This window comes from Kouleothrix sp. 19917 (assembly GCF_057073505.1).
The window spans coordinates 7286970-7311810 of record NZ_CP097099.1 but is presented as its reverse complement, the minus strand read 5'-3'; the positions used below and the strand labels follow the sequence as shown (position 1 = coordinate 7311810).

The window sequence follows — 24841 nt, the reverse complement described above, 5'->3', positions numbered from 1 at the left end:
GACTGCCGACTGCCGACTGCGTACTGGAGACAAACATGGGCTTTCTGATGGATGGCCTCGACCCCGAGGAATACGACCGAACTTACACCGACCGGCAGCTTGTGACGCGCATCATGAGCTACTTCCGGCCACAGGCGCGCAAAATGGGCATTGTGGCGGGCACAACCGTGCTGGCCTCGCTGGTCGATACCAGTGTGCCGATCCTGATCGCGCGCAGCCTCGACCGCCTGCAAGCCAGCCCCGCGCTGGCAAGCCTGGCCGGGCTGGTGACCCTGATCTCGCTGCTTTCGGCCACGTCGTGGGTGTTCAACGCCCTGCGGCGCTGGCTTTCAACCGAAGCCGTCGCGGATGTGGTGCTGCATATGCGCGAAGACGCCTTCGACGCCGTGACCGCGCGCGATCTGTCGTTCTACGACCAGTTCCCGTCGGGCAAGATCGTCAGCCGCGTGAACTCCGACACGCAGGCATTCTCGCAGGTGATCACGCTCTCGATGGACCTGCTCGGCCAGGTGCTGATGATCATCCTGCTGATTTCCTACCTGTCGTTTGTCAGCCCGCGCCTGACGCTCATTCTGCTCGGCCTTGCGCCGCTGATTGTGGTCGCGGCGCTGGCCTTTCGTGCCATGGCACGCCGCACCATCACCGAGTCGCGCCGCGTGAACGCGACAGTAAGCGCGCACATTCAGGAAACGATCAGCGGCATTGGGGTGGCGAAAACCTTCCGCCGCGAGCGCGCGATCTACGAAGAATTCCTGCCGGTCAACGAGCAGTCGTTTCAGGTTACGCGGCGCACGCGCTTTGTGTTCAGCAGCATCTTCCCGGTGCTGAATATGCTGGCCGGCATCGCCACCGCCCTGCTGGTCTACTTCGGCGGCCTGACGGTGCGCGAAGGCGCGCTGACGGCAGGCGGCTGGTTTCTGTTCATCCAGGGCTTGCAGATGTTCTGGTTCCCGCTCACCAGCATTGCTTCGTTCTGGAGCCAGTTTCAGATCGGCCTGGCGGCGGGCGAGCGCGTGTTTGCGCTGATCGACGCCGAGCCGCGCGTGGTGCAGATTGGCGCGGAAGTGATTGCGCAGCCACGCGGCGATATTCGCTTTGAGGATGTAGGATTCACCTATAAGCAGCCGGCAGCCGGCAGTCAGCAGTCAGCGGCAGCGAGCAACGAGCTGGCAGGTGCCGACCGCGAAGTGCCGACTGCGAACTGGGTACTGCGTGAGTTCAACCTGCACATCCGCCCCGGCGAAACGCTGGCGCTGGTGGGCCACACTGGCTCGGGGAAATCGAGCATTGGCAAGCTGATTGCGCGCTTCTACGAATTTCAGGAAGGGCGCATTCTGATCGACAATCACGACATTCGCGCGCTTGATCTGGCGGCCTACCGCGCGCGCCTGGGCATTGTGACGCAAACGCCGTTTCTGTTCGACGGCACGGTGATTGAGAATATTCGCTACGGCCGCCCCGACGCCAGCGACGCCGAGGTCGAACAGGTGGCGCGGCACGTTGGCGGCGGCGACTGGATCGCGAGCCTGCCACGTGGCCTTGCGACCGAGGCCGGTGAGCGCGGCGCGAACCTTTCCATGGGCCAGCGCCAGATCGTCGCGCTTGCCCGCGTGCTGCTGCAAGACCCGGCCATCGTCATTCTCGACGAAGCAACCGCCAGCATCGACCCGCTGACCGAAACGCTCATTCAGGAGGGTCTGGACGAAGTGCTGGCCGGGCGCACCGCGATTGTGATCGCGCACCGCCTTTCGACTGTGCGCAACGCCGACCGGATTGTGGTGCTGCGCCAGGGCGAGATCATCGAGCAGGGCGACCACGAGATGCTGCTGGCGCGTGGCGGGCACTACGCCGAGCTGTATAACACCTATTTCCGCCACCAGAGCCTGGAGTATATCGAGGGCGTGGCAGCGCTGTAGGCAAGCGTTGGGCAGCCACAGAGGGCACAGAGAGCACAGAGGAGGAAGTAAATCTCCGTGCCCTCTGTGTCCTCTGTGGCTTAAATTCGTATTTTGCTTTCAGGAAAGGGAAACACATGCCAATTGTTCGCATCGACCTGCTGGCCGGCCGCACGCCCGAGCGCAAGCTCGCGCTGCTGCAGCAGGTGACCGACGCCGTGATTTCCGCGCTGGATGTGCGCCCCGAACAGGTGCGCGTGCTGATCAACGAAATTCAGCCCGAGCACTGGGCGGTGGGTGGCAAAACGCTTGCGCCGCCCGCGCCCGAGAAACCGGCCGAATGACGAGCGGCGAAAGCTTGCGCCCTGGAGCCTGAGAGTGCCCCGCACGAAGTGCGTATCGAAAAGCAATGAAAGGCCACCGACGACGCGGTGTGGGAACAACCTGCAAACCTGCAACCTGTAAACTCAAAAAGGAAACCTATGGCTCTCGATTCCGAATTTGATGCCCGCAACCGCGCCGCGACCGAGCGCCTGCGCGACGTGGCCGCGCGCTTGAGCGACGCCGAGCTGGCACACCCAGTTGGGGAACACTGGACGGTTGGCGTGGTATACGCGCATATCGCTTTCTGGGATCGGCGGGTGATGTATGTGCTCGACAAGACCGAGCGCGACGGCGCGGTGTTCATTCCCGACCTCGACATTTTTGTGAACGACCTGTCGCTGCCGCTGTGGCTGGCCATCCCGCCGCGCGAGGCGGTGCGCATCGCCATCGAAAACGCCGAGGAGCTGGACGAGCGACTGGCCGCGTACCCGCCCGCGCTGCTGGAAGCGGTGTACGAAACCAACCCGCGCTGGGTCGAGCGCGCGCGGCACCGTGGCGAGCACCTGGACGAGGCCGAGGCGGCGCTGCGCGGCGAGTAGCACGTTCGCTGGCAGGCATACAAAAGGGCAGCCGATACACTACCGGCTGCCCTTGTATTTGTGTTGAACCAGGCTAATTGAGCTGGTAGCTCAGCTCGCCGCTCTTCAGGTCGAGCGCAAAGACCTTGTTGTCGAGCATCAGCCAGCCAGTGTCGTCGGCCCACAGGGTGGCGCGCAGGCTTGGCATGTGCAGGTCGCTCAGGCTATGCTGTTTGTGGAAAACGCTTTTGCCGCTCTGCATATCAAACGTGTCGACAACGAGCTGCGATTCATCGCGCAGCACCTGCGCCACCAGCACGCCCGCCTGCGTGAGCTGCACATCCCAATCGCCCGAGGACGAGCCGCGCCGCAGCTCGTGGGCTTGCAGCTTCTGCTGCCAGAGCCGCTTGCCCGTCTGCGTGTCGACGCCCCACAGCTCCTGGCGCTGCGAGTCCCAGTTTGGCGCGGCGGCCACCAGCAGCGTGCCATCGCGCACGGCCACGGCCTTGACAGTGTATTCCTTATCTTCGGCCAGCGCGCGCACCGTGCCGTCGGCAAGGCTTAGCGCCCCAAGCTGGCCCGCATTGCTGGTGTAGAGGCTGTTGGCGTCAGCCACTGGCGCGGCGCCATCCCAGTTGACTGCCACCTGCGCATTATCCATGCCGCTTTCCCACAGCTTGGTGCCGCTGCGTAAATCCCAGCTTTGCGCGCAGTGCGCGAAAAAGCCAAACAGAATGACCATGCTGGTGCCATCGTCGCTGAACAGCATCGACGAGCTTGAGTCGGGGCGCTCCGCGTCGAAGCCGGGGTGGGCGGCCGGACATTTCGGCTCGATCTGCAGCGCGACCTTGCCGGTGGCAGGGTCGAGGAAATTCATAAAAGTTGGGTCTTTGCCCTCGCCTTCTTCAAGCACCACCAGCCGGTCACCGGCCACAGTCAGCCCGCCGTAGGGGTTCTGCTTCAAACGCGTGCTCCACGCGGGCTTGCCGCTCTGCGCGTCGAACACCTCGACCGTGCTGTCTTTTTCCAGCACCGCCACCTGCTGGCCAATTGCGCGCAGGCAGCGCTCGCAGCTGTTGTTCGGCTCAACCGCCAGTGTCGCCTGCCAGGCCACGCTGCCGTCGCGGCGGCGCAGCGCCATCAGGTCCGTTTTGTCGCTCAGGAAAATGAAATCGTCGCCAATTGCGAACGCGCCCTGGTAGGCTTCTTTGCTCAGCAGTGGGCTTTGCCAGCGCGCCTGGTGGCTGCCGCCGTCGATCAGCGCCAGCGTGTAGCGGCTGCTATCGCTGTGGTACAGAAAGGTCAGCAGATCGGCGCCGGTGCCGTCGCGCGGCAGGGTTGCGAGCAATTCGCTCAGCGAGCCCTGGTCGCTCACGCCCACGCTGGCAATCACCGTGGCGGCGAGGTTGCCGGGGGCGGGCACGCCAGTTGGCAGCACCACGATCGGGCCGAGCGGGCCGTTCACCGAGGCGCGGCCGGCCAGAAAGCCACCGGCGGCAGTGAGGACGGCCAGAAACAGCGCCAGCAGCGGGTGCCAGCCGCGCCGCGCGACCCTGGCGCTCGGGTAGGCGCTGGTCGACACGTTCACCGAAAACGAGGAGCTAGTGGAGGTGCTGGAATTCGCGCCCGGCCGCTCGACCGGCGTGCCGCAGTAGCTGCAAATGCCTTGGTCACCTTGCAGCGCGATGGAGGCGCTGCAGCGCGGGCAGCTGAACACAGTCGGCGCAGTGTAGTTCGACATGGCTGTGCCTTCACGAAAGGTTTTCGTGCGCCATTTGGCGCCCATATAGTATAGAACGCGCAATGGTTGCCGTTTTGCACCGAATTAGGCGCGATGCGGGGAAATATTGGCTGTAGGAGCGAGGGGAAGGGCGTTGGCTACGCGCCCACAATGTCGTAGCGGCCATGCCCAAACACCGCCGCCTTGCCAACGTGCACCAGCGAGCCAAGCGCCAGCAATTCGCGAAACGGCGCGAGATCGCCCTGGAACGTGATCTCGCCAACAAAGCCGCCCAGCGTCATGCGCTGGCGCTGGCGGCCCGAGAAACGCTCCCAATCGACCCAGTGCAGCGTGGATTGGCCCGTCTCGATGCTTTCGGCGGCCGCCAGCAGCGGGTGGATGTCGCCGGCCCACGCTTCGCCGCAATGGAAGAGTGCCAGCGAAGAAATGCGCCGCAGCAGGCTGCGCATGAGCACATGGAAGGCCGGCTGTACCACGTAGGTCTGCTGATATTTCACGCGGGTGGGCGTGCGGAAGCGCAGCGTGAGTGTGTCGTCGGGCAGGCTGGCCGCGCGCGCCGCCACATCGTCCCAGCCCACGCCCAGGCCACTCCCGCCCAGGTGCATATCCGCGCCATCGTACATCAGCTCTTCCGTGGCGTGCCAGGGGTGGTGCGCCAGCACGCGCCGCAGGGCATAGCGCCCGCGCGGCTGCCCCACGCCAGCGCGCCCCAGATCCTGAAACGCCATGATCAGATAGGGCAGGTAGGTGTCGGCCTGCCCCACCAGCACCAGGTCGAAGCCCAGCCGCTCGCCGGCCTGATACACGCGCTGCTCTTCCGACGGCGCCTCGATCACAAAGGGCGAGGGTATTTCGTGCAGGTGGTGCATCGCCGGGCCTTCCAGCGGCGCGGTGGTTTCGAAAATATAGCCGTAGGGGCAGTCGTTGTGGCGGGCGCAGGGCGTGCAGGCGCGCCAGTCGTGGTTGAAGCACACGAGCTGCTTCAGGCTGTGCCCAAAGCCGCCGCGAAAGGTGCTGCCCTGATAGGCCGGCATATGCAGCTCGTCGAGCGCTTCGAGCTCGAAGCGGTAGTGTGTGGTGCGAAATGTCGCAAGCATCGGTTTCCCCTGGCGCGCCTGCGCCGTCAATCCCCTGCGGCGGGGTGTTTTACGAAAGCCGCGCCGGAACGGCCAGCGCGTAGCCATAGTGCACCACCTCGGCGTGCCCTTCGGCAATCTGCTCGACCAGGCGGCCATACCAGGGCTGCGGCGGCCCGCCTGTGCGGAAGCACGCGCCGGCGGCCAGCATCAGCAGCGGGTATTTGTATGGGTTTGCGCTGCTGGCCAGCTCTTCGCCCAGCTTGCCGCGCTTGACAAGCGTGGTGTAGCAGCCGTCGGTGGGGTCGGTGCGCGCCGGCACCCAGTTCGCCAGGCTGATGAAGCCGTTTGCATTGGGAAGCGGCGCGTCGAACTCGGGCCAGGGCTGCCAGCTATGCAGGCTGAACTGCCCATAGCCCGCCGACTTGCTGCCGCCATAGCCGCCGCGCGCCAGCTCGTCAATCAGGCTGCGCGCGCGCTCGGCCCAGGCGTCGTCGGTGGCGCGCACAAACACACACACATCCAGCGGCGCGCTGCCGTCGATCTGCGGCTCGGCAAACAGGTGCGTGTCGGTATAAAAACCCGTTGCGCCCTGCTCGTCGGGCTGGGCCTGGCCGGTTGCGCGGCTCACGCGGTTTTTCGGCTCGGCGCGGCCCTGCGTGAAAGGCGGCAGCTCGTGGTCGTCGGCGTCGCCGCCAGCGCGCAGCGCCTCGAACAGCGGGCTGCGTACCCAGGCGGCCAGTGGGTGCGCGGGTGGGCGGCCCGGCAGCAGCGGGCGCGGCATCCAGCCCGCTGGGAAGCCATCCGAAAAGAGCAGGGGCGGCGTGCCGGCGCGAAATGGCGCAAGAAACTCGGCCAGCGCGTCCGCGCCCTGGCTGTAGCGCAGCGCCCAGCAGATCTGGCCGAACAGCATGTCGGCCTGCCAGGGCGAGCGCGCCGCCGACTGCGGGCGGATCACAGCACGAAAGGTTTTCATGCCAGGCTGTATTCCAGGTGCACCTGCCCGTAGCCACGGCTGCCCGACGCGCCCAGATAGTCCTGCTCAAGCAGTTTCAGGCCTTCTTCAAGCAAGCCCATAATCGCGGCCTCGTCGTCGTCGCTGAAAATGCGCACCGAGATGGCAAAGGTGAAGGTCGTGCCGGCCGGCACGCGCTCCTGAATGCGCGGGCTGGTGGCCACGCCGGTGGTGCGCATGATCATGTTTTCGGTTTTGACCTCGGTGAAAAACATGCCCTTCGCGGCGCGCGCGTCGAGCAGCAGCTGACGCGATTCGTCGGTGAGCTGGGCGTCGCGGAACAGCGCGCGCGTGGGGCCTTGCTCGTGGCGCGGGTTTTTGTGCGGCCCAAACACGCGGCAGATCAGGCAGCGCCCGCACTGGCACGGCTCGCCGTCATCGCGCCCGCCCTGGCCTTTTGGCTGGTTGCGCATGTCGCGCCGGTCGTAGCGGTATTCCAGCAGCGAGCGCAGCTTGCCCTTCAGCGTCGAGCCGGGGATGTAGGGCTCATCGCTGATTGGGTGGCGCACGATCGTATTTTCAAGCTCGCCAATTTCCACATGCTCATTCGAGCCGCCAATGCGCAGGCCAGTTTCGCAGCGAATGGTGCCGCGAATTGCGCGATACGAGGTCAGGGTACTCGCCATACAAACTCCTACTGCTCGCGGAAGTAATAGGTGAAATACGCTACGACGCTTTCGAAATGCGGGATAAAGCCATGCCGGAAGCGCTCGGGGTCGTTGCCCGACGCTTCGAGGTTGCGGTTGACGAACTGCTGGAATGGCTCGGGCAGCTGCTTGCGGCCCACCTGGTAGGCAACATCGCGCTTGAGCAGGTTGACATTCGCGTGCAGGCGCTGCGCGCTCCCGTCGCTGGTGAAGATCGACTCGATGCCGCGCGCGCGGCTCAGGTAGCGGCGCAGCTGGCTCGATTTCATGCCCGAGTGGCCCAGCATCTGCGCCACGCTGATCGCCTGCTCGTCGAGCAGTTCGGGCCGAATGCTGGCCTGGCTGTCGCGCTCTTCGAAATAGCCGCTGCGCAGGTATTCGGCATGCAGGCGGCTGTTCTGCGGTGTGGGGTTGTCGCTCGCGGCGCTTTCACCAACGGCGCGCTCGTTCATGGTGCTGGCGCGCAGCAGGGTTTCGGCCTGATACCCGCGATCGGTGCGGCGCATGGTGAAGCTCACCAGCTCGCCAGGCAGCAAGGTGCCCAGCCCCGAGCGCTCGACCACCGAGCGCGCGACGTACACGTCTTCGCCCGAGCGCCGCTCGATAAAGCCGAAGCCGCGCTCGGCGCTGTACATTTTGACGGTGCCTTGTTCGCGTTCGCTACTCATCATGGTGCCCTCCATGGGCTGCCTGCGGCTAATCGTCGTGCCGCGAAAGCAGCAAGTAGGTTGCAACGACGCCAATATGGCGCAGTGCAATGTTGTCGCCGGTGCCGTGAAGCGAGCGTATGATCTCGTCGGCCCAGCGGTAGAGTTCGGCATCGCCACGCCGCAGCGCGCGCGCCAAACTGTAGGTGAACAGCGCTTTGTAGCGCAAACCCTCGGTGCGGCCGGCTTCGCGCCAAAGCCGCTGCAAGCGCCCGTATGCTGCAAGATCGCGCAGCAGTGGCGCGCCAATCGTGTGCCCGTGCGGCTGAAGCCGCGCAACCTCGGCAAAAATCGCGGGTGCCTCGCCCCACTCGACGGTGTCGCCCAGCAGCGTGATGCGGTCGCGGAACTCCGCCGCGCCAAGCTGTGCGCGGGCGTGCATGGTGTCGGCTTCGGCGATGGCGCGCGCCAGCGGGTAGCCGGTTTTGGCAATCAGCACGCCCGCCGCGCAGGCCGGGCGCGCGCCGCCACTGGCGCGGCGCAGCAGGTTGCGGAATTCGAGCACCAGCGCGGCGACCTGATCCCAGGGCCCCAGCAGCAGGGTGGTTGCGCCGATTCCAATCGTGGCGAAAGCGCGGTAGCGTGGTGAGTTGAGGTGGTGGCGCAGCCAGCGTGTGCGCAGCAGCGCCAGCTCGTGGCTGAGCGCAACCGTATGAGCGGCGTTCCAGGATGTTGGGCGTTTGCGCATGAATGCGCGTAATGGCTCGATTTGGATCTGCGCATAGCCAAGCTGGGCCTGCCCAGGCGCGGACGCCGCATTTCCCGCCAGGCCGAACGGCGCGCCTGTTTCGGCCACCGGCAAACGGCCAGTCGCATCCAGCCGTGTTGCTGGGAAGGCTTCCCCAAGCGGTGCAAGCAGGGTGGGTGTGCCGGGTGGTGCTGCGCCATCCGCCACTGCCAGCAGGTGCCAGCCTGGTAAAATCTCAATACTGCCCGTGGTAGCAGCGCGATAAAACGCCAGCACGCCAGCGCCAGCCAGCACCGTATTCAGCCGTTCGTCGCGTGCGCAGTGTGGGCAGAAGCCGCCCGCCGCGCTGCCGGGCAGCCGGCCACAGCCGGCGCAGGGCGGCTGTGTGGCAAAGCTGTGATCGCGCAGCACAAAGGCATCTTCGCGCCAGCCGCCCGCGTCGCTCAGCGCGCCGCGCCCGGATTGCAGCACAGCAATGTCCATTGCCGCGGCCAGCGCGGCCAGCCCCGTGCCGAATGCTGCCTCCGATTCGGCTAGTGGCACAAATGCCAGCGCCAGCGCCAGCTCGCCAGCAAAGGCAGCGTAGAGCTGCTGGTTCAGCTCGCGCTCAAGCTCGGCCAGCAGCGCGCCCGCCCCGGCCGGCACCAGCAGCACGCAGCGCTCGCCCTCGTGCACGATGGCGTTGCCGAATGGCACGCCCAGGCGCTCGGCCACGGTGTGCGCCAGCGCCTCGCGCAGGGCCGCAAGCAAGCTGGCGCGCGCGCACAGCCGGCCCAGGTTGCCGGCTGCGCCCAGGCAGTAGCCGCGCTCGCCCACCAGCGCCATGCCCACCAGGCCAAATGCGCCGTCGGGCTGCTGCGCCAGGCAGGCCGCCGCCGCGCTCGCCAGCCGGGCGTGCGCCGCCAGCGGCAGATCGTCGCGGTGGGCAGGTAGACCGCGCCCAAACTGCTCCATCCAGGCCAGCAGCGCCGGGTAGCTCTGCGCGAAATCATGCAGGTCGAGCTGGGCGGCCAGCCCGGCCAGTGTGTCGCACATTGCCGCCACAAACTCCGCCCGCGCGGCATCGCCCGGGGCCTCGCCGCGCGGGAGTGCCTCGGGCTGGTTGCCAAGCGCGACCCAGCCTGCGGGCTCTTCGCCGCCTTGCACGCGCGCGAGCACGGCGCGCAGCGGCTCGGCCACCAGCGGCGCGCTTGCGCCACCCGCCGCCGCATACGCGCTGGCGCGCTCGATCAGCGCCAGCTCGGCTGCGTTCGCTGGCAGCGCCAGCTCCAGCACACCGCCCAGCCCGCGCGTTGCGGGCGCATAGCGGCGCAGCACAGCTGGCAGGTCGTGCAGCAATCCCAGCAGGGCCGCGCGTTGGACATAATCTGGTAGCATCAAGCCTGGCTCCCTGGGCGCAGTTCGCGCGCCCAAGTTCATCTTTTTCTGGTTTCCTATGATGAACGGCGCCCAGGGCTTTTTTGGGGGGTGATTTTTGGACGAATTTTGCCGCCGCGCAAAATCGAAGTGGTTGATTCTGCATGGCGGTAGTATCATGCGGGCGCCGCCGCAGGTGGTGGCACGCCTGCCCGCCTAAACAGCCCGTGAGAGGAACACACTCCTATGCCCAGCACCGCCGACCGCCAGGCCCTGATCGACACGATTCGCGCCCTGCCCGAACGCCTCGCCGCCCTTGTTGGCGGCCTGAGCAGCGCCCAGCTCACCACGCATTTTCTTGCGAACGAGTGGACTGTGGCGCAAAATGTGCATCACCTCGCCGACTCGCATATGAACTCCTATGTGCGCTGCAAGCTCATCGCAACGGAAGATCACCCCACGCTCAAACCCTACGATCAGGATCAGTGGGCTGCTTTCCCCGACGCCCAGAGCGCCGACCTGAGCACTTCGCTGGCGCTGCTGCACGCGCTGCACGCGCGCTGGGTCACCTTCTGGGAAAACTTGCCCACCGACGCCTGGGCGCGCACCGGCTTGCATCCCGAAAATGGCCCGGTCTCGCTCGACGACCAGCTCGCGCTGTATGCTGCGCACGGTGAAGGCCACCTCGACCAGATTCGGCGCACGCTGGCGGCTGAGCCATAGGGTGTGTGCGCAGTTGGCAGGTTGCAGGTTGCAGGTTGCAGGTTGAAAGCCACACGACTTTCCTCTCTCACCAACTTTGCGCCCTCTGCGCTCTTTGCGGTTAAACACGCCCTGGCCGTCGGTCGTCGGCCATCAGTAAACCAAAACCTCCGTGCCTCTGTGTCTCTGTGGTGAACTATTTGGTCGTTCGTCGCCCTTCGATACGCACTTCGTGCTACTCAGGACGCAAGCTTTCGTCGGTCATTCGTCCGCCGTCGAAAGTTTGCTATAATCCGCCGATATGCAACTCACCACCAAAACAATCCTGTTCCTGATCGGCACCGCCGGCCTGCTGCCGCTGCTGGGGCTGGCCGCCTGGCTCTGGCAGCGCTTTTACCGCGACGACGAGAGCAACACCGCCCGCCGCGTGCTGAAGAACAGCGCCCTGCCGATTGCCGCCACCCTCATCAACAAAGTGGTCGACCTCGGATTTGCGGCGGTGACGCTGCGCGCGCTTGGGCTGGCCGGCAACGGCGCGTACAGTGTCGTCACCACCATCGTTAGCCTCTACCTCGTCACGCTCACGAACTGGGGGCTGAACGACCTGACCGTGCGCGAAGTCGCTGCCGACCACACGCGCGCGCCGCGCCTGTTCAGCATCACCTTCTTGCTGCGCTGCGGCCTTTCCGTGCTCATGGCGCCCGCCGCCGCGCTAATCGTCGGCATTTACCAGGCCATCGGCAACCCGCTGAGTGCTGCCTCGGTGCTTGCGCTGGCCGTGCTGGTGCTGCACCTGCTGCCGTCCTCGCTGGCGGCGGCCTGCTCGGCGTCGTTTCAAGCCTTTCAGCGCATGGAAATCCCCGCCTCAATCGCGCTCGTCACCAACGTGCTGAAAGTGCTGCTCGGCACGCTCATGTTCCTGCTGGTGCCCGACGTTGGCGGGCGCGTGGTGGGCCTGGCCGCGCTGGCGCTGGTCGTCACCACCATCAACAGCGCGATCTTCTTTGCGCTCCAGCAGCGGCTGCTGTTCCGCTTCCACATCGAGTGGAACTGGCCCGAGGCGCGCGCGCTGCTCCACGAAGCCTTCCCGCTCATGCTCAACAGCCTGCTGCTTGGCGTGTTCTTCAAGTTCGATGCGCTCATTCTGCGCGGCTACAGCACCGACTCGGTGGTGGGCGCGTATGATGCTGCCTATAAGTGGATCGGCATGACCCAGATCGTGCCGCCCTACTTTGTCGCCGCGCTCTTTCCCGTGCTGGCGCGCCACGCCGCTACCGACCGCCCTGCCCTGCTGCGCACCTACCGGCAGGCGGCAGCGCTCTTGCAGCTGCTGGCCTGGCCGCTGGCCGTCGGCGTGATGGTGCTCTCGCGCCAGCTCATTCTGCTGCTCGGCGGCGACGCCTACCTGCCTGCCGCAGCCGTCGCGCTGGCGATCCTGATCTGGTACCTGCCGCTGTCCTACTTCAACGGCGTCACGCAATATGTGCTGATCGCCCTGCGCGAGCAGCGCGCCATCACCGTGGCGTTTGGGCTGGCCACGCTGGCGAATGTTGGGCTGAATTTTGTGCTGATCGCGCGCGACCCCGTCAACGGCTATGTGTTCGCCGCGATTGTGACAGTCATTACCGAGGCCGTGCTGGTGCTGCCCTTCCTGCGCATTCTGCGCCGCGCCGGGGCGCTGCCCAATATGTTCGCGCTGGCCTGGCGGCCGGCCGCCGCCGCGCTGATTATGGGCGCGGCCATGCTGGCGGTGTATAACCTGGGGCCGCAAGGGCTGCTGGCCAGCCTGATCGCTGCGCCGGTGTACGTGGCGGCGCTGTGGCTGCTGGGCGCATTTGGCGCGGAAGAGCGCGCCCTGGTGCGGCGCGTGCTTGGCCGCGCATAAGCTGCGAAGGCGGCACTCCACATTGGCGTAAACAATTTCGATTATGCACGGCGCATCGCAACGCCAAGTGCGTAGCTTGCAGCGCGTCTTTATGGTTGCGAATTTGGAGTGAACAAGGTAGCCATCCAAACGCCGCGCTTGTTCACCAAATTCTCAAGCTGTGCGGCACTGCCTATGCTATACTGATAGCATGGAGCACAAGCAGCGAAGCCGATTTCAATTATGGTGGGGCCGCGCGCGCCGGCTGATTTGGCCAGTGCTGCGCCAGGTGCTGGGCTGGTTCTTTATTGCGTTGGGCCTGGTCGGCCTGGTGCTGCCGGTGCTGCAAGGCGTGCTGTTTCTGGTGATCGGCATCGCCCTGGTTGGCCGGCGCAACTGGCTTATTCGCCGCAGCGCGCTTGTGATCAAGCGTGGGCTGCGCCGCTGGGCCCGCCACGAGCGGCCCTGGCTGGCGCGCCCCGGGCGGCTGGCTCTGCACGCGCAACATCGGTACTCGCGCCAAAGCCGGCGCCTGCACCGGCACGTTGCGGCGCGCTTCGGCCAGCACGCGCCCGAGCGGGCGCTGCCACCGATTGAATTGCCCTAGCTGCGTGAGCGTGTTCCAATGCGTTCTACCTGCGCGTGCTCTTTCCAGCGGACAATGTGGTCCGCGCCGATGGTGCGAATCGACACTCAATGAGGAGGAATCCAATGGCGTCCGAGTCGGTCAATGCTTTCCACAATGCCCAGCGCCAGTTTGATATTGCCGCCGAGATGCTGCATCTCGATCCTGGCCTGCGCCGCATTTTGCGTGTTCCCCAGCGCGAGCTCACCGTCAACTTCCCCGTCAAAATGGATGACGGTAGCATCGAAGTCTTTACTGGCTTCCGGGTGCAGCACAATATCACACGCGGCCCGGCCAAGGGCGGCATTCGCTACCATCCCGATGTCACTATCGACGAAGTGCGCGCGCTGGCGATGTGGATGACCTGGAAATGCAACACGGTCAATATTCCCTACGGCGGGGCTAAAGGTGCCGTCATCTGCGACCCCAAGAAGCTTTCCAAAAATGAGCTCGAACGCCTGACGCGCCGCTACACCAGCGAGATCTCGCTGCTAATCGGCCCCGACCGCGATATTCCCGCGCCCGATGTTGGCACCACCGCGCAGGAAATGGCCTGGATCATGGATACCTACTCCATGCAGGCCGGCCACACCGTGCCCGCCGTCGTCACCGGCAAGCCAATCAACGTCGGCGGCTCGCAGGGGCGTGTGGACGCGCCCAGCCGCGGGCTGGTGTACGTGCTGCGCGAGGCGTCGCGCCACTTGAGCATGGACATTACCAATGCCAAGGTCGTCATTCAGGGCTTTGGGCAGGTTGGCAGCGCGTGCGCGCGTGTGCTCGATGAGCTGGGCGCGCAGGTGGTTGCGGTGAGCGACACCAGCGGCGGCATCTATAACCCGCACGGCCTGCCGATCAGCGATCTGCTGGCCTACAAGGCGCGCACTGGCGCGGTCGCCAGGTTCCCGAACACCGAGGCGATTAGCGGCGCGGCCTTGCTCGAACTGCCCTGCGACGTGCTGATTCCCGCCGCGCTGGAAAACCAGATCACCGCCGAAAATGCCGCCCGCATCAAGGCGCGTGTGATTGGCGAGGCTGCGAACGGCCCGGTCACGCCCGCCGCCGACGAGATCCTCTACGACCGTGGCATCTTTGTCATTCCCGATATTCTGGCGGGCGCGGGCGGCGTCACCGTCAGCTATTTCGAGTGGGTGCAGGGCCTGCAGGAGTTCTTCTGGACCGAGCGCGAAGTCAATGCCCAGCTTGAGCGCGTAATGGTGCACGCCTTCCAGCAGGCGCTGCGCAAGGCGCAGGAGTGGCATGTGCCGCTGCGCACCGCCGCCTATCTGCTGGCCGTCGAGCGCGTGGCGCATTCGACGCTGACGCGCGGCATCTACCCGTAGCGCGTTCGAGCGGCGAACGCTGATTGAGCCACAGGCGCGCAGAGCACTGAGTTTTCCGTGACGATGCGCTTTCTGTGGCTCATGTTTTTGCCCGAAGACCGACCACGGACGACCACGGACGATGAGCGCGGTTGAAATCAGGCTCACACAATACGCACCACGCACCACGCACTACCAGCCAAGAACATAGCTCGTCATTTTGCGAGCGAATTTTGGAAAGAAGCCCATGCCCGACATGCGCGTGAAACTTGGCGATTTTGGCGAGCAGGTGGCGGCCGGCTACTTGCAGCGCCAGGGTTACACGCTGGTGGCGCGCAAATGGCGCTGCGCCCTTGGCGAGCTCGACCTCGTCATGCGCGACGGCGCGGCGCTGGTGTTTGTGGAAGTGCGCACGCGGCGCGGCCAGCCCGGCGGCGTGGCCGAGGCGTCGGTCGGCGCGGCCAAGCAAGCCCGCCTGAGCGCGCTGGCCTATACCTTCCTTGAAGCTCATTCCCTGCCCGACACGACTCTCTGGCGCATCGATGTTGTCGCGGTTGATGTCGAGCGTTCGGGGCGCGTTGGCCGCGTGAACCATATCCGCGACGCAGTTGAAGAAGCATAAATTCTAACTGATAAACAGCAGGGGCAAAAGAGACTTGCGCGATGCTGCACAACCTTCATCTGATCTTTGTGCCTTGGTGTCTTGGTGGTTATCGTTCTAATAATATGAATCGGGACAGCCATGCAGGTTCTTGACGAGCGCCATTGCATCATCAAAACGCCCGAAGTGATCGATTATCTGCACCGCTGCGCGCTGGCCGAGCCGTCGCTCACTGCAGTTGTAACCGATCTTCAGCCGAACCCGCAGGAGTGGGGCAGCAGCGCCCTGCACTTCGCCGCGCATCTGCGCGCCAGCGGCGAGCCGGTGCTGGTGAAGCTGAATGTCGAGCCGGGGCAGTTGTGGTGGACGCGCGCGCTCGCCCGCGAGTACCCTGCGCTGATTCCGCATGTCTACGCGGCTGGCGAACGCGTGGCGAATGAGGAACTTGGCTGGGTGGTCTGGGAGATCGTGGAAAATGGCTTGCACCCCGGCTGGCATGGCCGCGAGTTCGATATGCTGCTGGAAGCCGGGGTTGAGTTCCAGCGCGTTGCGCGCACGCTTGCGCCGGCTGCGCAGGCCGCCGGGGTGCTGGGCGAACTGCGCGTGGCCGATCTCGCCACCGAGCTTGAGCGCGGCGTGCAGCGGAATGCGCCCGGCCCGGCTGCACTGGTGCTGCGGCGCGTCGTTGCTGACTGGGAATGGGTAAACAGCGTGTGCGAGCCAACCGTCTGCCATGGCGACCTGCACATGGCGAACGCGCTGTGCCGAGAAGCACCGCCCGGCGGCACCGCCCTGCTGATCGACTACCACCCGACGCTTATGCCCTGGGCCTGCGAGCCGGCCAAGCCCGAAATCCTCAACGCCGACCCGGCGCGACCCGGCTGTCGCAACCTTGTTGCGCGGCAGGCTGCCATTCGCGCCCGCCACGGCATGTCTGTGCCAGCCGCCGCCGACCTTGCGCGCCTTCAGGCGATTGTGCTGGGCTGGTGGGCGATTCAGGCGTGGGGCTATATCGGCGACGCGCCCGACCCGGCGTGGCGCGAGCCAGCCGTCTGGCGCGCCGAGAACGAGGCGTATATTGCGGCTGCTGCTGCGACGTAGCCTGAATAAAACTACGCACCACGCACTACAATGCCAAAATCGTAGTGCGTGGTGCGTAGTTTTATTGCGCGAACATACAGAGGAAGTTTGAAGGCGTTGCCGCTATTCCCCATCCCCCGCGCTCACTAGCCGTTCTTCGGCTCCCACACCTCTTCGAGCACGCAGTCCCACGGGAACTTGAACTCGTCGGCCGGGTCGTAGACGTGCGACTGCAGGTTCACCACGATTACTTCGGGCTGGCTGAGCGCCTTCCAGCCGTGCATAATCATCGGCGGGATTTTGATCAGGCGCGGGCGCTGGCCGCCCAGAATGATCGGGTTCACATGCCCAAATGTTGGCGAGCCGGGGCGAATATCCACCAGCGTCACCTGCAGCTTTCCGCGCGTCACAGTGAACTGGTCGGTATGAAGGTCGTGCAGGTGCCAGCACTTCACCACGCCATAGTCGGTCGCGCTCTGGTAGACATGCGCCGGCATCACCATGCCCTCGGCCTCGACCCACGGGCGGCTCCAGAGCTCGATCACATCGCCGCGCCCATCGACGTTGGCGCGCAGATCCTTCACGATCACGCCTTCAATCGTTGGCGGGCGCGAGGCTGGCTGGATCTGATATTGGAGGCTTTGCAGCCATTCAATTGTTACGTCGTTTGCGTGCATTGGCTGGGTATTTCGTGAAACAGCGGTCATGGCTGGGCCTTGCTCCTTGCGAATTGTTCTTGTTGTGCTGGCGGCGATTATAGCAGAGAATCAAAAAACGAGAACCAGGAAGCGTTTCGCGCCTCCTGGTTCTTGATTCTTGGGCCTGTGCTCTGGGCGTATGCTATACGCCCGTGCGTTCTGGGCGTATAGCATACGCCCGTGCGTTCTGGGCGTATGCTATACGCCCGTGCGGTCTGGGCGTATAGCATACGCCCTTTGTCGGTTCTTGGCTCTTACACCAGCAGGCTCATTGGCGCTTCGAGCAGCTTGCGCAGCTCGGCAAGGTATTGCGCCGCCACCGCGCCATCCACAATCCGGTGGTCGGCGCTGAGCGTCACGTTCATAATCTCGCCAACCTTGATCTCGCCGCCGCGCACCACCGGCACCTGGCGCACCGCGCCAACCGCCAGCGAGGCCGCCTGCGGCACGGTGATAATCGAGCCAAACTCGACCACGCCGTACATGCCCAGGTTGGTCACCTGGAAGGTCGCGCCTTCAAGCTCGTTCTGCTTGATCTTGCCCTCGCGGGCGCGCGCGGCCATGTCCTTGACCTCGGCGGCGATCGTGCCAATGCTCTTCTTGTCGGCGTCCTTGATCACTGGCGCAATCAGGCCGTCGTCGAGCGCCACGGCGACGCTGACGTTCACGCCGCTGTGCTTGACCACGCCCGGCTGGCCCTCGCTGGTGCTGGCAAAGCTGGTGTTCACGGCCGGCAGCTTGACGAGCGCCCTGGCCGCGGCTTTCACCACCAGGTCGTTCACCGAGACCTTCACATCCGACGCGCCACTGTCGTTGATCTGTTTACGCAAGGCCATTGCCGCGCCCATGTCGACCTCGACCGTGACATAGATGTGCGGCACGCCCGGCTTCGATTCGTTCATGGCGCGGGCGATTGCGCGGCGCATGCGGCCCAGCGGCTCGGCGGCGGCGTTTGGTGCCGGGGCAGGTGCCGCCTGTGGCGCGGGCGCTGCGGCCGGGGCTGCGGCGGGCGCGGCTGGCTGGGCAGCCGGGGCGGCTGCGCCGGGCTGGAAGCTCTCGACATTCTCCTTGATGATCCGCCCGCCCGGCCCGGTGCCCTGCACCTGGCTCAGGTCGATCCCGCGCTCGGCGGCCATCTTGCGCGCCAGCGGCGAGGCCTTGATATGCCCATCGCTCTGGCCGTTGCTGGCCTGTGGCGCGGCGGCTGCGGGCGCGCTTGGCGCGGGCTGCGCCTCGGCCTTGGGCTCTTCGGCGGGCTTTTCGGCCGGGGCGGCTTCGGCGGCGGGCGGCGCGCTCTCGGCGGGCGCGCTTTCGGCTGGGGCCGCGCCATCGCCAATGATCGCGATCACCTCGCCAATCGGCACAACCTTGCCTTCTTCGACGATGATCTTCTGCAGCGTGCCGCTTTCAAACGACTGCAGCTCCATGGTCGCCTTGTCGGTCTCGATCTCGGCGATGATATCGCCATTCTCGACTTTGTCGCCCGGCTTCTTCAGCCAGCGCCCGACCGAGCCTTCCGACATGGTGTCGCTCAGGCGCGGCATGGTTACTTCTGCCATCGTTTGCCTCCTTCCAGCACACGGTGAATCGCGTTGATCAGATCTTGCGCGCCGGGCTTGGATGCTTGCGAGAGCTTGGCGGCATAGGGCAGCGGCACTTCCACGCCGGCCACGCGCAGCACCGGCGCGTCGAGGTAGTCGAACGCGCCTTCCTGAATCGTCGCGGCGATCTCGGCGCCAATGCCGTAGGAATACCAGTCTTCTTCGATCACGACGGCGCGGTTGGTTTTCTTCACCGAGTTGATGATCGTGTCGCGGTCGAGCGGGCGCAGCGAGCGCAGATCGACCACCTCGACGCTGATGCCTTCCTTCTCAAGGTTTTGCGCCACCTGCATCGCCACGACTGTCATGCGCGAGTAGGCCACCACCGTGATGTCGGTGCCTTCGCGCTTGACCTCGGCCTTGCCAATCGGCAGTGTGTAGTCCTCGTCCTGCGGCACTTCGCCCTTGGTGTCGTACAGCGCCAGACTCTCGATAAAAATGACCGGGTCGTCATCGCGAATGGCCGCCCGCATCAGGCCCTTGGCGTCGTAGGGCGTTGCCGGCGCGACGACCTTGAGGCCCGGGCAGTAGGCGAACCAGTTCTCGAAGCTTTGCGAGTGTGTGGCGGCCAGCTGGCCCACGCCGCCCGAAGGCGTGCGGATCACCAGCGGCACGCGCGCCTGCCCGCCGAACATATAGTGAATTTTCGAGGCGTGGTTCACGATCTGGTCGATCGCCACCAGAATGAAGTTGATCGTCATGATCTCGACGACCGGGCGCATGCCAAGCATGGCCGCGCCAACCGCAAGACCCACGAAGCCTTCTTCCGCAATTGGCGTGTCCACCACGCGGTTTTTGCCGAACTCGCTCTGCAAGCCCTCAGTGATGCGGTACGAACCCTGGAACTTGCCGATCTCCTCGCCCATCAGAACGACGTTTTTGTCGCGTGCCAGCTCTTCGCCCAGTGTGTCGTTGAGCGCCTGGCGATAGGTCATCACAGCCATGGCTTATCGGCCTCCTTGCGCTTGCTGGGCGATTGCGGCGGCTTCCTCGCGGCCGGGCGTGTTCGGCACGGGGCTGGCATACATATAGTCGAACAGGTCTTCGATCTTGGGGTTCGGGCTCTTTTCGGCGAAGTCGATCGCTTCCTGCACTTCCTTCTCAACGCGCTCGGTCGTTGCCTTCAGCCATGCGTCATCGACCACGCCCGCCTCAGTGATCTGGTGCGCAAACAAGGAGATCGGGTCTTGCGCGCGGCCCTGCTTCACCTCTTCCGGGTCGCGGTAGCGGTCGGCGTCGATCACCGAGTGCCCGCGGAAGCGAAAGCTCACCGCCTCGAGAATTGCCGGCTCTTTTTCGTTCTGGGCGCGCTCGCGCAAGCGCAGGGCCGCATCGCGCACGGCCAGCACATCGCGCCCGTCCACCCGCTCGCCATGCATGCGGAAGGCCGCGCCGCGCTTATACAGTTCGGGCTCGGCGGCGCCTTCATCGACGGTGGTGCCCATGCCGTAGCCATTATTCACAATGAAATAGATCACCGGCAGTTTCCACAGCGCCGCCAGGTTCAGCGATTCGTGCCACGCGCCGATGTTCGTGGTTGCGTCGCCCATCTGGCACACCACCACGCCATCTTTCTCCTGGTACTTCAGCGCATAGGCCGCGCCGGTGGCCAGCGGCAGCTGCCCGCCCACAATCGCGTAGCCGCCCATGAAGTGCTTTTCGGCATCGAACAGGTGCATCGAGCCGCCGCGCCCGCGTGAGACGCCAGTTTCCTTGCCAAACAATTCAGCCATTACCGGCCCGGCCTCGACGCCGCGCGCAATAATATAGCCGTGCTCGCGGTAGTTCGTGAAAATATAATCCTCGGGTGCCAGCGCTGCCATCAAGCCAACAATCGTCGCCTCTTCGCCCAAATTCAGGTGGCAATACCCGCCAATCTTGGCCTTGGTATACATCTCGCCGGCGCGCTCTTCAAAGCGGCGAATCAGCAGCATCTGGTAGTAGTAGTTTTTCAGCTGCTCGGGATCCTCGCCCGACAGGTCGCGTTGTACGTCGCCGGGGGCCTCCGGCTGCTTGGGTTGTTTTGCCATGGTTCCTCGCTCCTTAGATCAGACACACGCCAGGGCACAGCGGGGTGCCTCCAACCCGGCTGCTGCGCCATAGCGTGCTGAACGCGCCTACATTCCCGGGTGCATTGTCTCGTGGGTGAAGACGCTCTTGGGCGCGTGGCAGCGTGGGCACTGCTCGGGCGCCTCGGGCCCACTGACAACCTCGCCACACACTGGGCAAACCCAGCGCATCGCAATCTGCTTGATCAAATCCGACCGGCTCACAATGCCGACCAGCCGATCCCCCCGCAGCACCGGCACGCGCCGAATGCGGCGGTTCGTCAGCAGGTGCGCCACTTCCTCGACATCGGTGTCTTCGGTGACGCTAATCACGCCGCGGCTCATAATGTCGGCCACGGTCGCGCCTTGCTTGGAAATAAAGTCATATTCAGTCACCAGCCCCACCAGCGCGCCGGCCTCGTTCACCACCGGCAGACCGCTGATGCGATGGCGCGCAAGCACGCGGGCTGCATCTTCAATGGTATTGCTTTCCGGCACGCTGATAACACCAGAGGTCATAATTTCACGAACTTGCATTGTTCTTCTCCTGCCATACGATCGTTGCCACAGGATCCGCCTACAGTTGGGCGATGGTGCGCGCCCCCGGCCGGTTTCCCTGAATCACCTGCACCAGGCCAGCCAGGCTCAGCTGCGAAAGCGCGCGCGCCGGCGATTTTGCGCTGCCGCACAGCAGCAGTCGCGTGCTTGGGTGCAAATACCAGTCTGCGCCGTCATCCACCTTGCGCAGATCCTGGTACACCGGCGTCAAGTCGACACTCGAGCGCGACTGCGCAGCAATGCCCATCCAGCCGTTTCCGTCGCGGTAGGCGTAGAGCACTGCGCCGTGCCCGTATGCAAGTTTACTCGATCCGCCGTCTTCGCTTTCCATAGCAATACCCAGGCCCCAGCGCGTCTCGAACTCAAGCCGGCGGGCAAATGCCTGCTCAAGCCGAATCTGGCGGGCTTCCTGCTCGTACCAGGCGTCGAGGTTGGGCAGCATTGCAAAGGCAACGTGCCGCGGGCGGGTTGGGAACATCAGGTTGTAGCCCGTGATCAGCGCGTTGATGTTGAAGAATCCCATCTCGTGCGCCGGGGCCATTGCGTTGTCGATCTGGCTCACCTGGCGCACCATGCGCTCCAGCGCGAGATCATAGGGCGCAACTGCCCGCCGCACAAGCTCAGCCGAGCACAGCGTGCGCGACTTGCGCTGGTGGTGGTCGTAGCGCCCGCCGCCCGTGTCAACATGAATAATCTGAGGGTCGGCGTCAGCCGGCTGATCGTGCCAGGTGCTGCCCGCCGGGACAAAGTCAAGCTCTGCGTCAGTCGCCCCGTTGAAGCGCATCAGAATCCAGATCGCCGTCAGGCAATCCAGGTCGGGTGCGAGGTGACCAACGATAGTTAGTGGGTGCGCCAAAAAAGCTGCGCTCGCTTTCCAGGTTCTGAGTATGGGGTGCCGGTTGTGTGCCTTCACACGCGCAGCGACGCACTCACGCAGGCGGCGAACGACCACCTGTGTAAAAGTGCACAATTCTGCGGTGTGACGCTGAATTCGCCAGGAGTATAGCAGAAAGGGGTAGGCTGTGCAACTTAGCCCGGCCATTTGCATCCGTTGTGGATCGAAATATGCCACCTTCTCCGTTTATAGAAGTAGCACGGCAACGCAAGTGTAACTCTCCGGCTCGCACATCCAGGGATGGAAGGTCAGGTTCAAATCCTGGCGTTGCCGCCAACGCAAACGCGGCCCCGTGTGGACAATTCACACAGGGCCGCGTTCGTGTTTACGCCTGCCGACGCGCTATGACGAGAGCGGTTTGGCTTTTGGTGCGCCATCCTGCTGCCCACCCGCCAGCGCAATCTTCAGCACTTCGTCCATCGACGAAACCGGGATGAGCTGCAGGTCGTCGCGCACCTTCTGTGGCAGCTCGCTAATGTCCTTGGCGTTGTCCTTTGGCAGAATAAAGGTCTTGATGCCAGCGCGGTGTGCGGCCAGCGTCTTTTCCTTCAGCCCGCCGATCGGCAGCACCTTGCCGCGCAGGGTCACCTCGCCCGTCATCGCCACATCACGCCGCACTGGCTGGCCCGTCATAGCCGAGATCAGCGCGGTGGTCAGGGTAATGCCGGCCGACGGGCCATCCTTCGGCACCGCGCCTTCCGGCACGTGCACATGGATGTTGTGCTCGTCGAAGTAGTTCGGATCGACGCCCAACTGCTCGGCGCGGTAGCGCGCGTAGGAAAGCGCGGCCTGCGCCGATTCCTTCATCACGTCGCCAAGCTGGCCGGTGAGCTGCAGCGCGCCCTTGCCACGCACTGGCAGCACCTCAATCGAGAGCGTATCGCCGCCGGTGGGCGACCAGTACACGCCCGTCGCCACGCCGATCTCGTCCTTCTCCTCGGCCAGCCCGAATGAGAAGCGCTCCGGCCCGAGGTAGGTGACAATATCGGCTTCGTCGACCACGTAGTTGGTTGGCGTTTCGCCGTTGTCGCCAGCAGCTGCGACTTTGCGCGCCACCTTGCGGCACAGGCTCGCCAGCTCGCGCTCAAGGTTGCGCACGCCCGCCTCGCGGGTATACTCGCGAATGAGCTTGAGCAGCGCCGCGTCGGTGATTGTCAGCTGCTCGTTCGTCAGGCCGTGGAACTCGCGCTGCTTGCGCACCAGGAAGCCCTGCGCAATGCCCAGCTTTTCGTCCTCGGTGTAGCCGCCAATCTCGATCACTTCCATGCGGTCGCGCAGCGGCCCCGGGATCGGATCGAGCTGGTTCGCCGTGGCAATAAACACCACCTGCGAAAGGTCGTAGGGAATCTCCAGGTAGTGATCCGAGAAAGTATTGTTCTGCTCGGGGTCGAGCACTTCCAGCAGCGCCGAAGTCGGGTCGCCACGGAAGTCCTGCCCAATCTTATCGACTTCGTCGAGAATATAAACTGGATAGCGTGATTTTGCCGTCTTCATGCCCTGGATGACACGGCCCGGCATTGCGCCAATATAGGTGCGCCGGTGGCCACGGATCTCGGCCTCGTCGCGGATGCCGCCCAGGCTGGTGCGCACAAACGAACGCCCTAGCGCCCGCGCAATCGAGCGACCCAGACTGGTTTTGCCCACGCCGGGCGGCCCCACCAGGCATAGGATCGGGCTGCGCATGCGGCTGCCGGCCAGCTTGCGCACCGCCAGGTATTCCAGCAAGCGCTCCTTGACCTTCTCCAGGCCGTAGTGATCTTCGTCCAGCACGTCCTGCGCCTGCGCAATACTGATCTCGGGAATTTCTTCCTCTGACCACGGCAGGTTGATGATCCAGTCGAGGTAGGTGCGAATAACGCCAGCCTCAGGGCTGTTCATGCCCTGCTGCGCCAGGCGCTTCAGCTCGTGCGTGGCCTGCTCTTTGACATAATCGGGTGCGTTTAGCTCGGCGATCTTGCGGCGCAGCTCGTCAATCGGGTCGTCGCTGTCCTCATCCTCGCCCAGCTCGCGGCGAATCACGCGCATCTGCTCGCGCAGGAAATACTCGCGCTGGCTCTGGTCGAGCACTTCCTTGGTGTCCTGCTGGATCTTCTGGCGCAGCTTGAGCAATTCAAGCTGGCGTGCCAGCAGCATATACGCGCGCCGCAGCCGCTCCACCGGGTCGATCTCGTTCAGAATGTCGAGCCGCTCGGTGAACTCAAAGGCCGGCGCGTAGGTCACAATATCGGCCAGGTGCCCGGGCTTGTCGATGCGATGCACAAATGCCACTGCGTCCTGCGGCACCTCGCCTAAATGATCGACAAACTCATCAACCTGCTGCTTGACGGTGTCCATCAGCGCTTCGACTTCCATGCCCACTGGCTCGGCGTCGGTGAGCGGGTGGCAGCGCACGCGGAAGAATGGATCGACCTGCACGGCTTCGAGCAAACGCGCGCGCACCAGCCCTTCCAGAATAATGCGTACCGTGCCATCGGGCAGCTTGATGAACTCTTCCAGGCGCGCAATCACGCCAATCGGCGGGAACTGTTGCGGCTGGCCATTCTTATAGCTCTCGATCTCGCTTTCCGAGACAAAAATAAGCAACACTTCCTGATCTTCGTCCCAGGCCTGTTCCATTGCCCGATACGACTTCCCCTGCCCCACTTGCAGCGGAACTGTCATATGCGGCATGATCACCATCTCGCCCAGCACTACCAGGGGTAGCTCACGCTCCGGGGTATCCTCCTCGGATACGCCCGACTGCGCGATAGTGTCGGATGGCTGCTTCTGTTTGGTCATTGTATGTCCTCACTTCTCAGGCACGATGCCCGGGCCGTCTCAATG

Annotated in this window: 21 protein-coding genes, 1 tRNA gene and 1 pseudogene; 10 read left to right on the top strand and 13 right to left on the bottom strand. The window is 64.5% G+C overall.

Going from position 1 to position 24841, the window contains the following annotated elements; all coding sequences use genetic code 11:
* The first annotated feature begins 35 nt into the window (after window positions 1–35).
* The 3 genes and pseudogenes from M1P90_RS29470 (at window position 36) to M1P90_RS29460 (ending at window position 2818) form a co-directional block, all read left to right on the top strand.
* Window positions 36–1916, top strand: coding sequence for an ABC transporter ATP-binding protein (locus M1P90_RS29470; RefSeq protein ID WP_483699273.1), 1881 nt, complete (start codon window positions 36–38; stop codon window positions 1914–1916).
* Between the two features lie 95 nt (window positions 1917–2011).
* Window positions 2012–2239 (top strand): annotated as a pseudogene (locus M1P90_RS29465) (2-hydroxymuconate tautomerase); the annotation flags it as partial.
* Window positions 2240–2377: 138 nt separating this feature from the next.
* Complete coding sequence (locus M1P90_RS29460; protein ID WP_483699272.1) at window positions 2378–2818, top strand: DinB family protein; 441 nt, start codon at window positions 2378–2380, stop codon at window positions 2816–2818.
* A gap of 73 nt (window positions 2819–2891) precedes the next feature.
* Here M1P90_RS29460 and M1P90_RS29455 read toward each other — a convergent pair whose 3' ends face one another.
* The 6 genes from M1P90_RS29455 to M1P90_RS29430 form a co-directional block, all read right to left on the bottom strand.
* Window positions 2892–4538: an outer membrane protein assembly factor BamB family protein gene (locus M1P90_RS29455; RefSeq protein WP_483699271.1), complete on the bottom strand. Its 1647-nt coding sequence runs from the start codon at window positions 4536–4538 to the stop codon at window positions 2892–2894.
* Between the two features lie 137 nt (window positions 4539–4675).
* A complete protein-coding gene (gene cas6 / locus M1P90_RS29450) occupies window positions 4676–5635 on the bottom strand; it encodes a CRISPR system precrRNA processing endoribonuclease RAMP protein Cas6 (RefSeq protein ID WP_483699270.1) in 960 nt (319 codons plus the stop codon).
* Window positions 5636–5684: 49 nt separating this feature from the next.
* A complete protein-coding gene (locus tag M1P90_RS29445; protein ID WP_483699269.1) occupies window positions 5685–6590 on the bottom strand; it encodes a hypothetical protein in 906 nt (301 codons plus the stop codon).
* The gene (csm3, locus tag M1P90_RS29440; RefSeq protein ID WP_483699268.1) at window positions 6587–7255 is read right to left on the bottom strand and encodes a type III-A CRISPR-associated RAMP protein Csm3; all 669 of its coding nucleotides are present in this window, start codon (window positions 7253–7255) and stop codon (window positions 6587–6589) included. The genes M1P90_RS29445 and csm3 overlap by 4 nt, the downstream gene beginning before the upstream one ends.
* Before the next feature lie 8 nt (window positions 7256–7263).
* A complete protein-coding gene (csm2, locus tag M1P90_RS29435; protein WP_483699267.1) occupies window positions 7264–7947 on the bottom strand; it encodes a type III-A CRISPR-associated protein Csm2 in 684 nt (227 codons plus the stop codon).
* A gap of 25 nt (window positions 7948–7972) precedes the next feature.
* Window positions 7973–10048, bottom strand: a complete 2076-nt coding sequence (locus M1P90_RS29430) for a hypothetical protein (RefSeq protein WP_483704707.1) — start codon at window positions 10046–10048, stop codon at window positions 7973–7975.
* Between the two features lie 225 nt (window positions 10049–10273).
* Here M1P90_RS29430 and M1P90_RS29425 point away from each other — a divergent pair, with 225 nt between their 5' ends.
* The 6 genes from M1P90_RS29425 (at window position 10274) to M1P90_RS29400 (ending at window position 16239) form a co-directional block, all read left to right on the top strand.
* Entirely contained in the window at window positions 10274–10750 is a 477-nt protein-coding gene (locus M1P90_RS29425; RefSeq protein ID WP_483699266.1) for a DinB family protein, read from the top strand.
* 280 nt (window positions 10751–11030) lie between these two features.
* The gene (locus M1P90_RS29420; RefSeq protein ID WP_483699265.1) at window positions 11031–12614 is read left to right on the top strand and encodes an oligosaccharide flippase family protein; all 1584 of its coding nucleotides are present in this window, start codon (window positions 11031–11033) and stop codon (window positions 12612–12614) included.
* Window positions 12615–12804: 190 nt separating this feature from the next.
* Complete coding sequence (locus tag M1P90_RS29415) at window positions 12805–13200, top strand: YbaN family protein (RefSeq protein ID WP_483699264.1); 396 nt, start codon at window positions 12805–12807, stop codon at window positions 13198–13200.
* Between the two features lie 104 nt (window positions 13201–13304).
* Window positions 13305–14558 carry a Glu/Leu/Phe/Val family dehydrogenase gene (locus M1P90_RS29410; protein WP_483699263.1) on the top strand — a complete coding sequence of 418 codons (1254 nt, stop codon included), beginning with the start codon at window positions 13305–13307 and terminating at the stop codon, window positions 14556–14558.
* Between the two features lie 226 nt (window positions 14559–14784).
* Entirely contained in the window at window positions 14785–15159 is a 375-nt protein-coding gene (locus M1P90_RS29405) for a YraN family protein (RefSeq protein WP_483699262.1), read from the top strand.
* A 120-nt stretch (window positions 15160–15279) separates the two neighbouring features.
* A complete protein-coding gene (locus M1P90_RS29400) occupies window positions 15280–16239 on the top strand; it encodes a phosphotransferase family protein (RefSeq protein WP_483699261.1) in 960 nt (319 codons plus the stop codon).
* Window positions 16240–16364: 125 nt separating this feature from the next.
* On the opposite strand, the gene M1P90_RS29395 is transcribed toward M1P90_RS29400, so the two are convergent.
* The 6 genes from M1P90_RS29395 to M1P90_RS29370 all read right to left on the bottom strand — a co-directional run bounded on the left by M1P90_RS29395 (window position 16365) and on the right by M1P90_RS29370 (window position 21979).
* Window positions 16365–16925 carry a dTDP-4-dehydrorhamnose 3,5-epimerase family protein gene (locus M1P90_RS29395; protein WP_483699260.1) on the bottom strand — a complete coding sequence of 187 codons (561 nt, stop codon included), beginning with the start codon at window positions 16923–16925 and terminating at the stop codon, window positions 16365–16367.
* A 245-nt stretch (window positions 16926–17170) separates the two neighbouring features.
* Window positions 17171–18475, bottom strand: coding sequence for a dihydrolipoamide acetyltransferase family protein (locus M1P90_RS29390; protein ID WP_483699259.1), 1305 nt, complete (start codon window positions 18473–18475; stop codon window positions 17171–17173).
* Window positions 18463–19461 (bottom strand): pyruvate dehydrogenase complex E1 component subunit beta, encoded by a 999-nt coding sequence (locus M1P90_RS29385; RefSeq protein WP_483699258.1) that lies wholly within the window; start codon window positions 19459–19461, stop codon window positions 18463–18465. The genes M1P90_RS29390 and M1P90_RS29385 overlap by 13 nt, the downstream gene beginning before the upstream one ends.
* A gap of 3 nt (window positions 19462–19464) precedes the next feature.
* Window positions 19465–20547, bottom strand: a complete 1083-nt coding sequence (gene pdhA / locus M1P90_RS29380; protein WP_483699257.1) for a pyruvate dehydrogenase (acetyl-transferring) E1 component subunit alpha — start codon at window positions 20545–20547, stop codon at window positions 19465–19467.
* An 87-nt stretch (window positions 20548–20634) separates the two neighbouring features.
* Window positions 20635–21102 carry a CBS domain-containing protein gene (locus M1P90_RS29375; RefSeq protein ID WP_483699256.1) on the bottom strand — a complete coding sequence of 156 codons (468 nt, stop codon included), beginning with the start codon at window positions 21100–21102 and terminating at the stop codon, window positions 20635–20637.
* A 40-nt stretch (window positions 21103–21142) separates the two neighbouring features.
* Window positions 21143–21979: a hypothetical protein gene (locus M1P90_RS29370; protein WP_483699255.1), complete on the bottom strand. Its 837-nt coding sequence runs from the start codon at window positions 21977–21979 to the stop codon at window positions 21143–21145.
* A 240-nt stretch (window positions 21980–22219) separates the two neighbouring features.
* Between M1P90_RS29370 and M1P90_RS29365 the strand changes: the two genes are divergently transcribed.
* A tRNA-OTHER gene (locus M1P90_RS29365) sits at window positions 22220–22294 on the top strand.
* Between the two features lie 66 nt (window positions 22295–22360).
* Here M1P90_RS29365 and lon read toward each other — a convergent pair.
* Window positions 22361–24796, bottom strand: a complete 2436-nt coding sequence (lon, locus tag M1P90_RS29360) for an endopeptidase La (RefSeq protein WP_483699254.1) — start codon at window positions 24794–24796, stop codon at window positions 22361–22363.
* Window positions 24797–24841 lie beyond the last annotated feature (45 nt).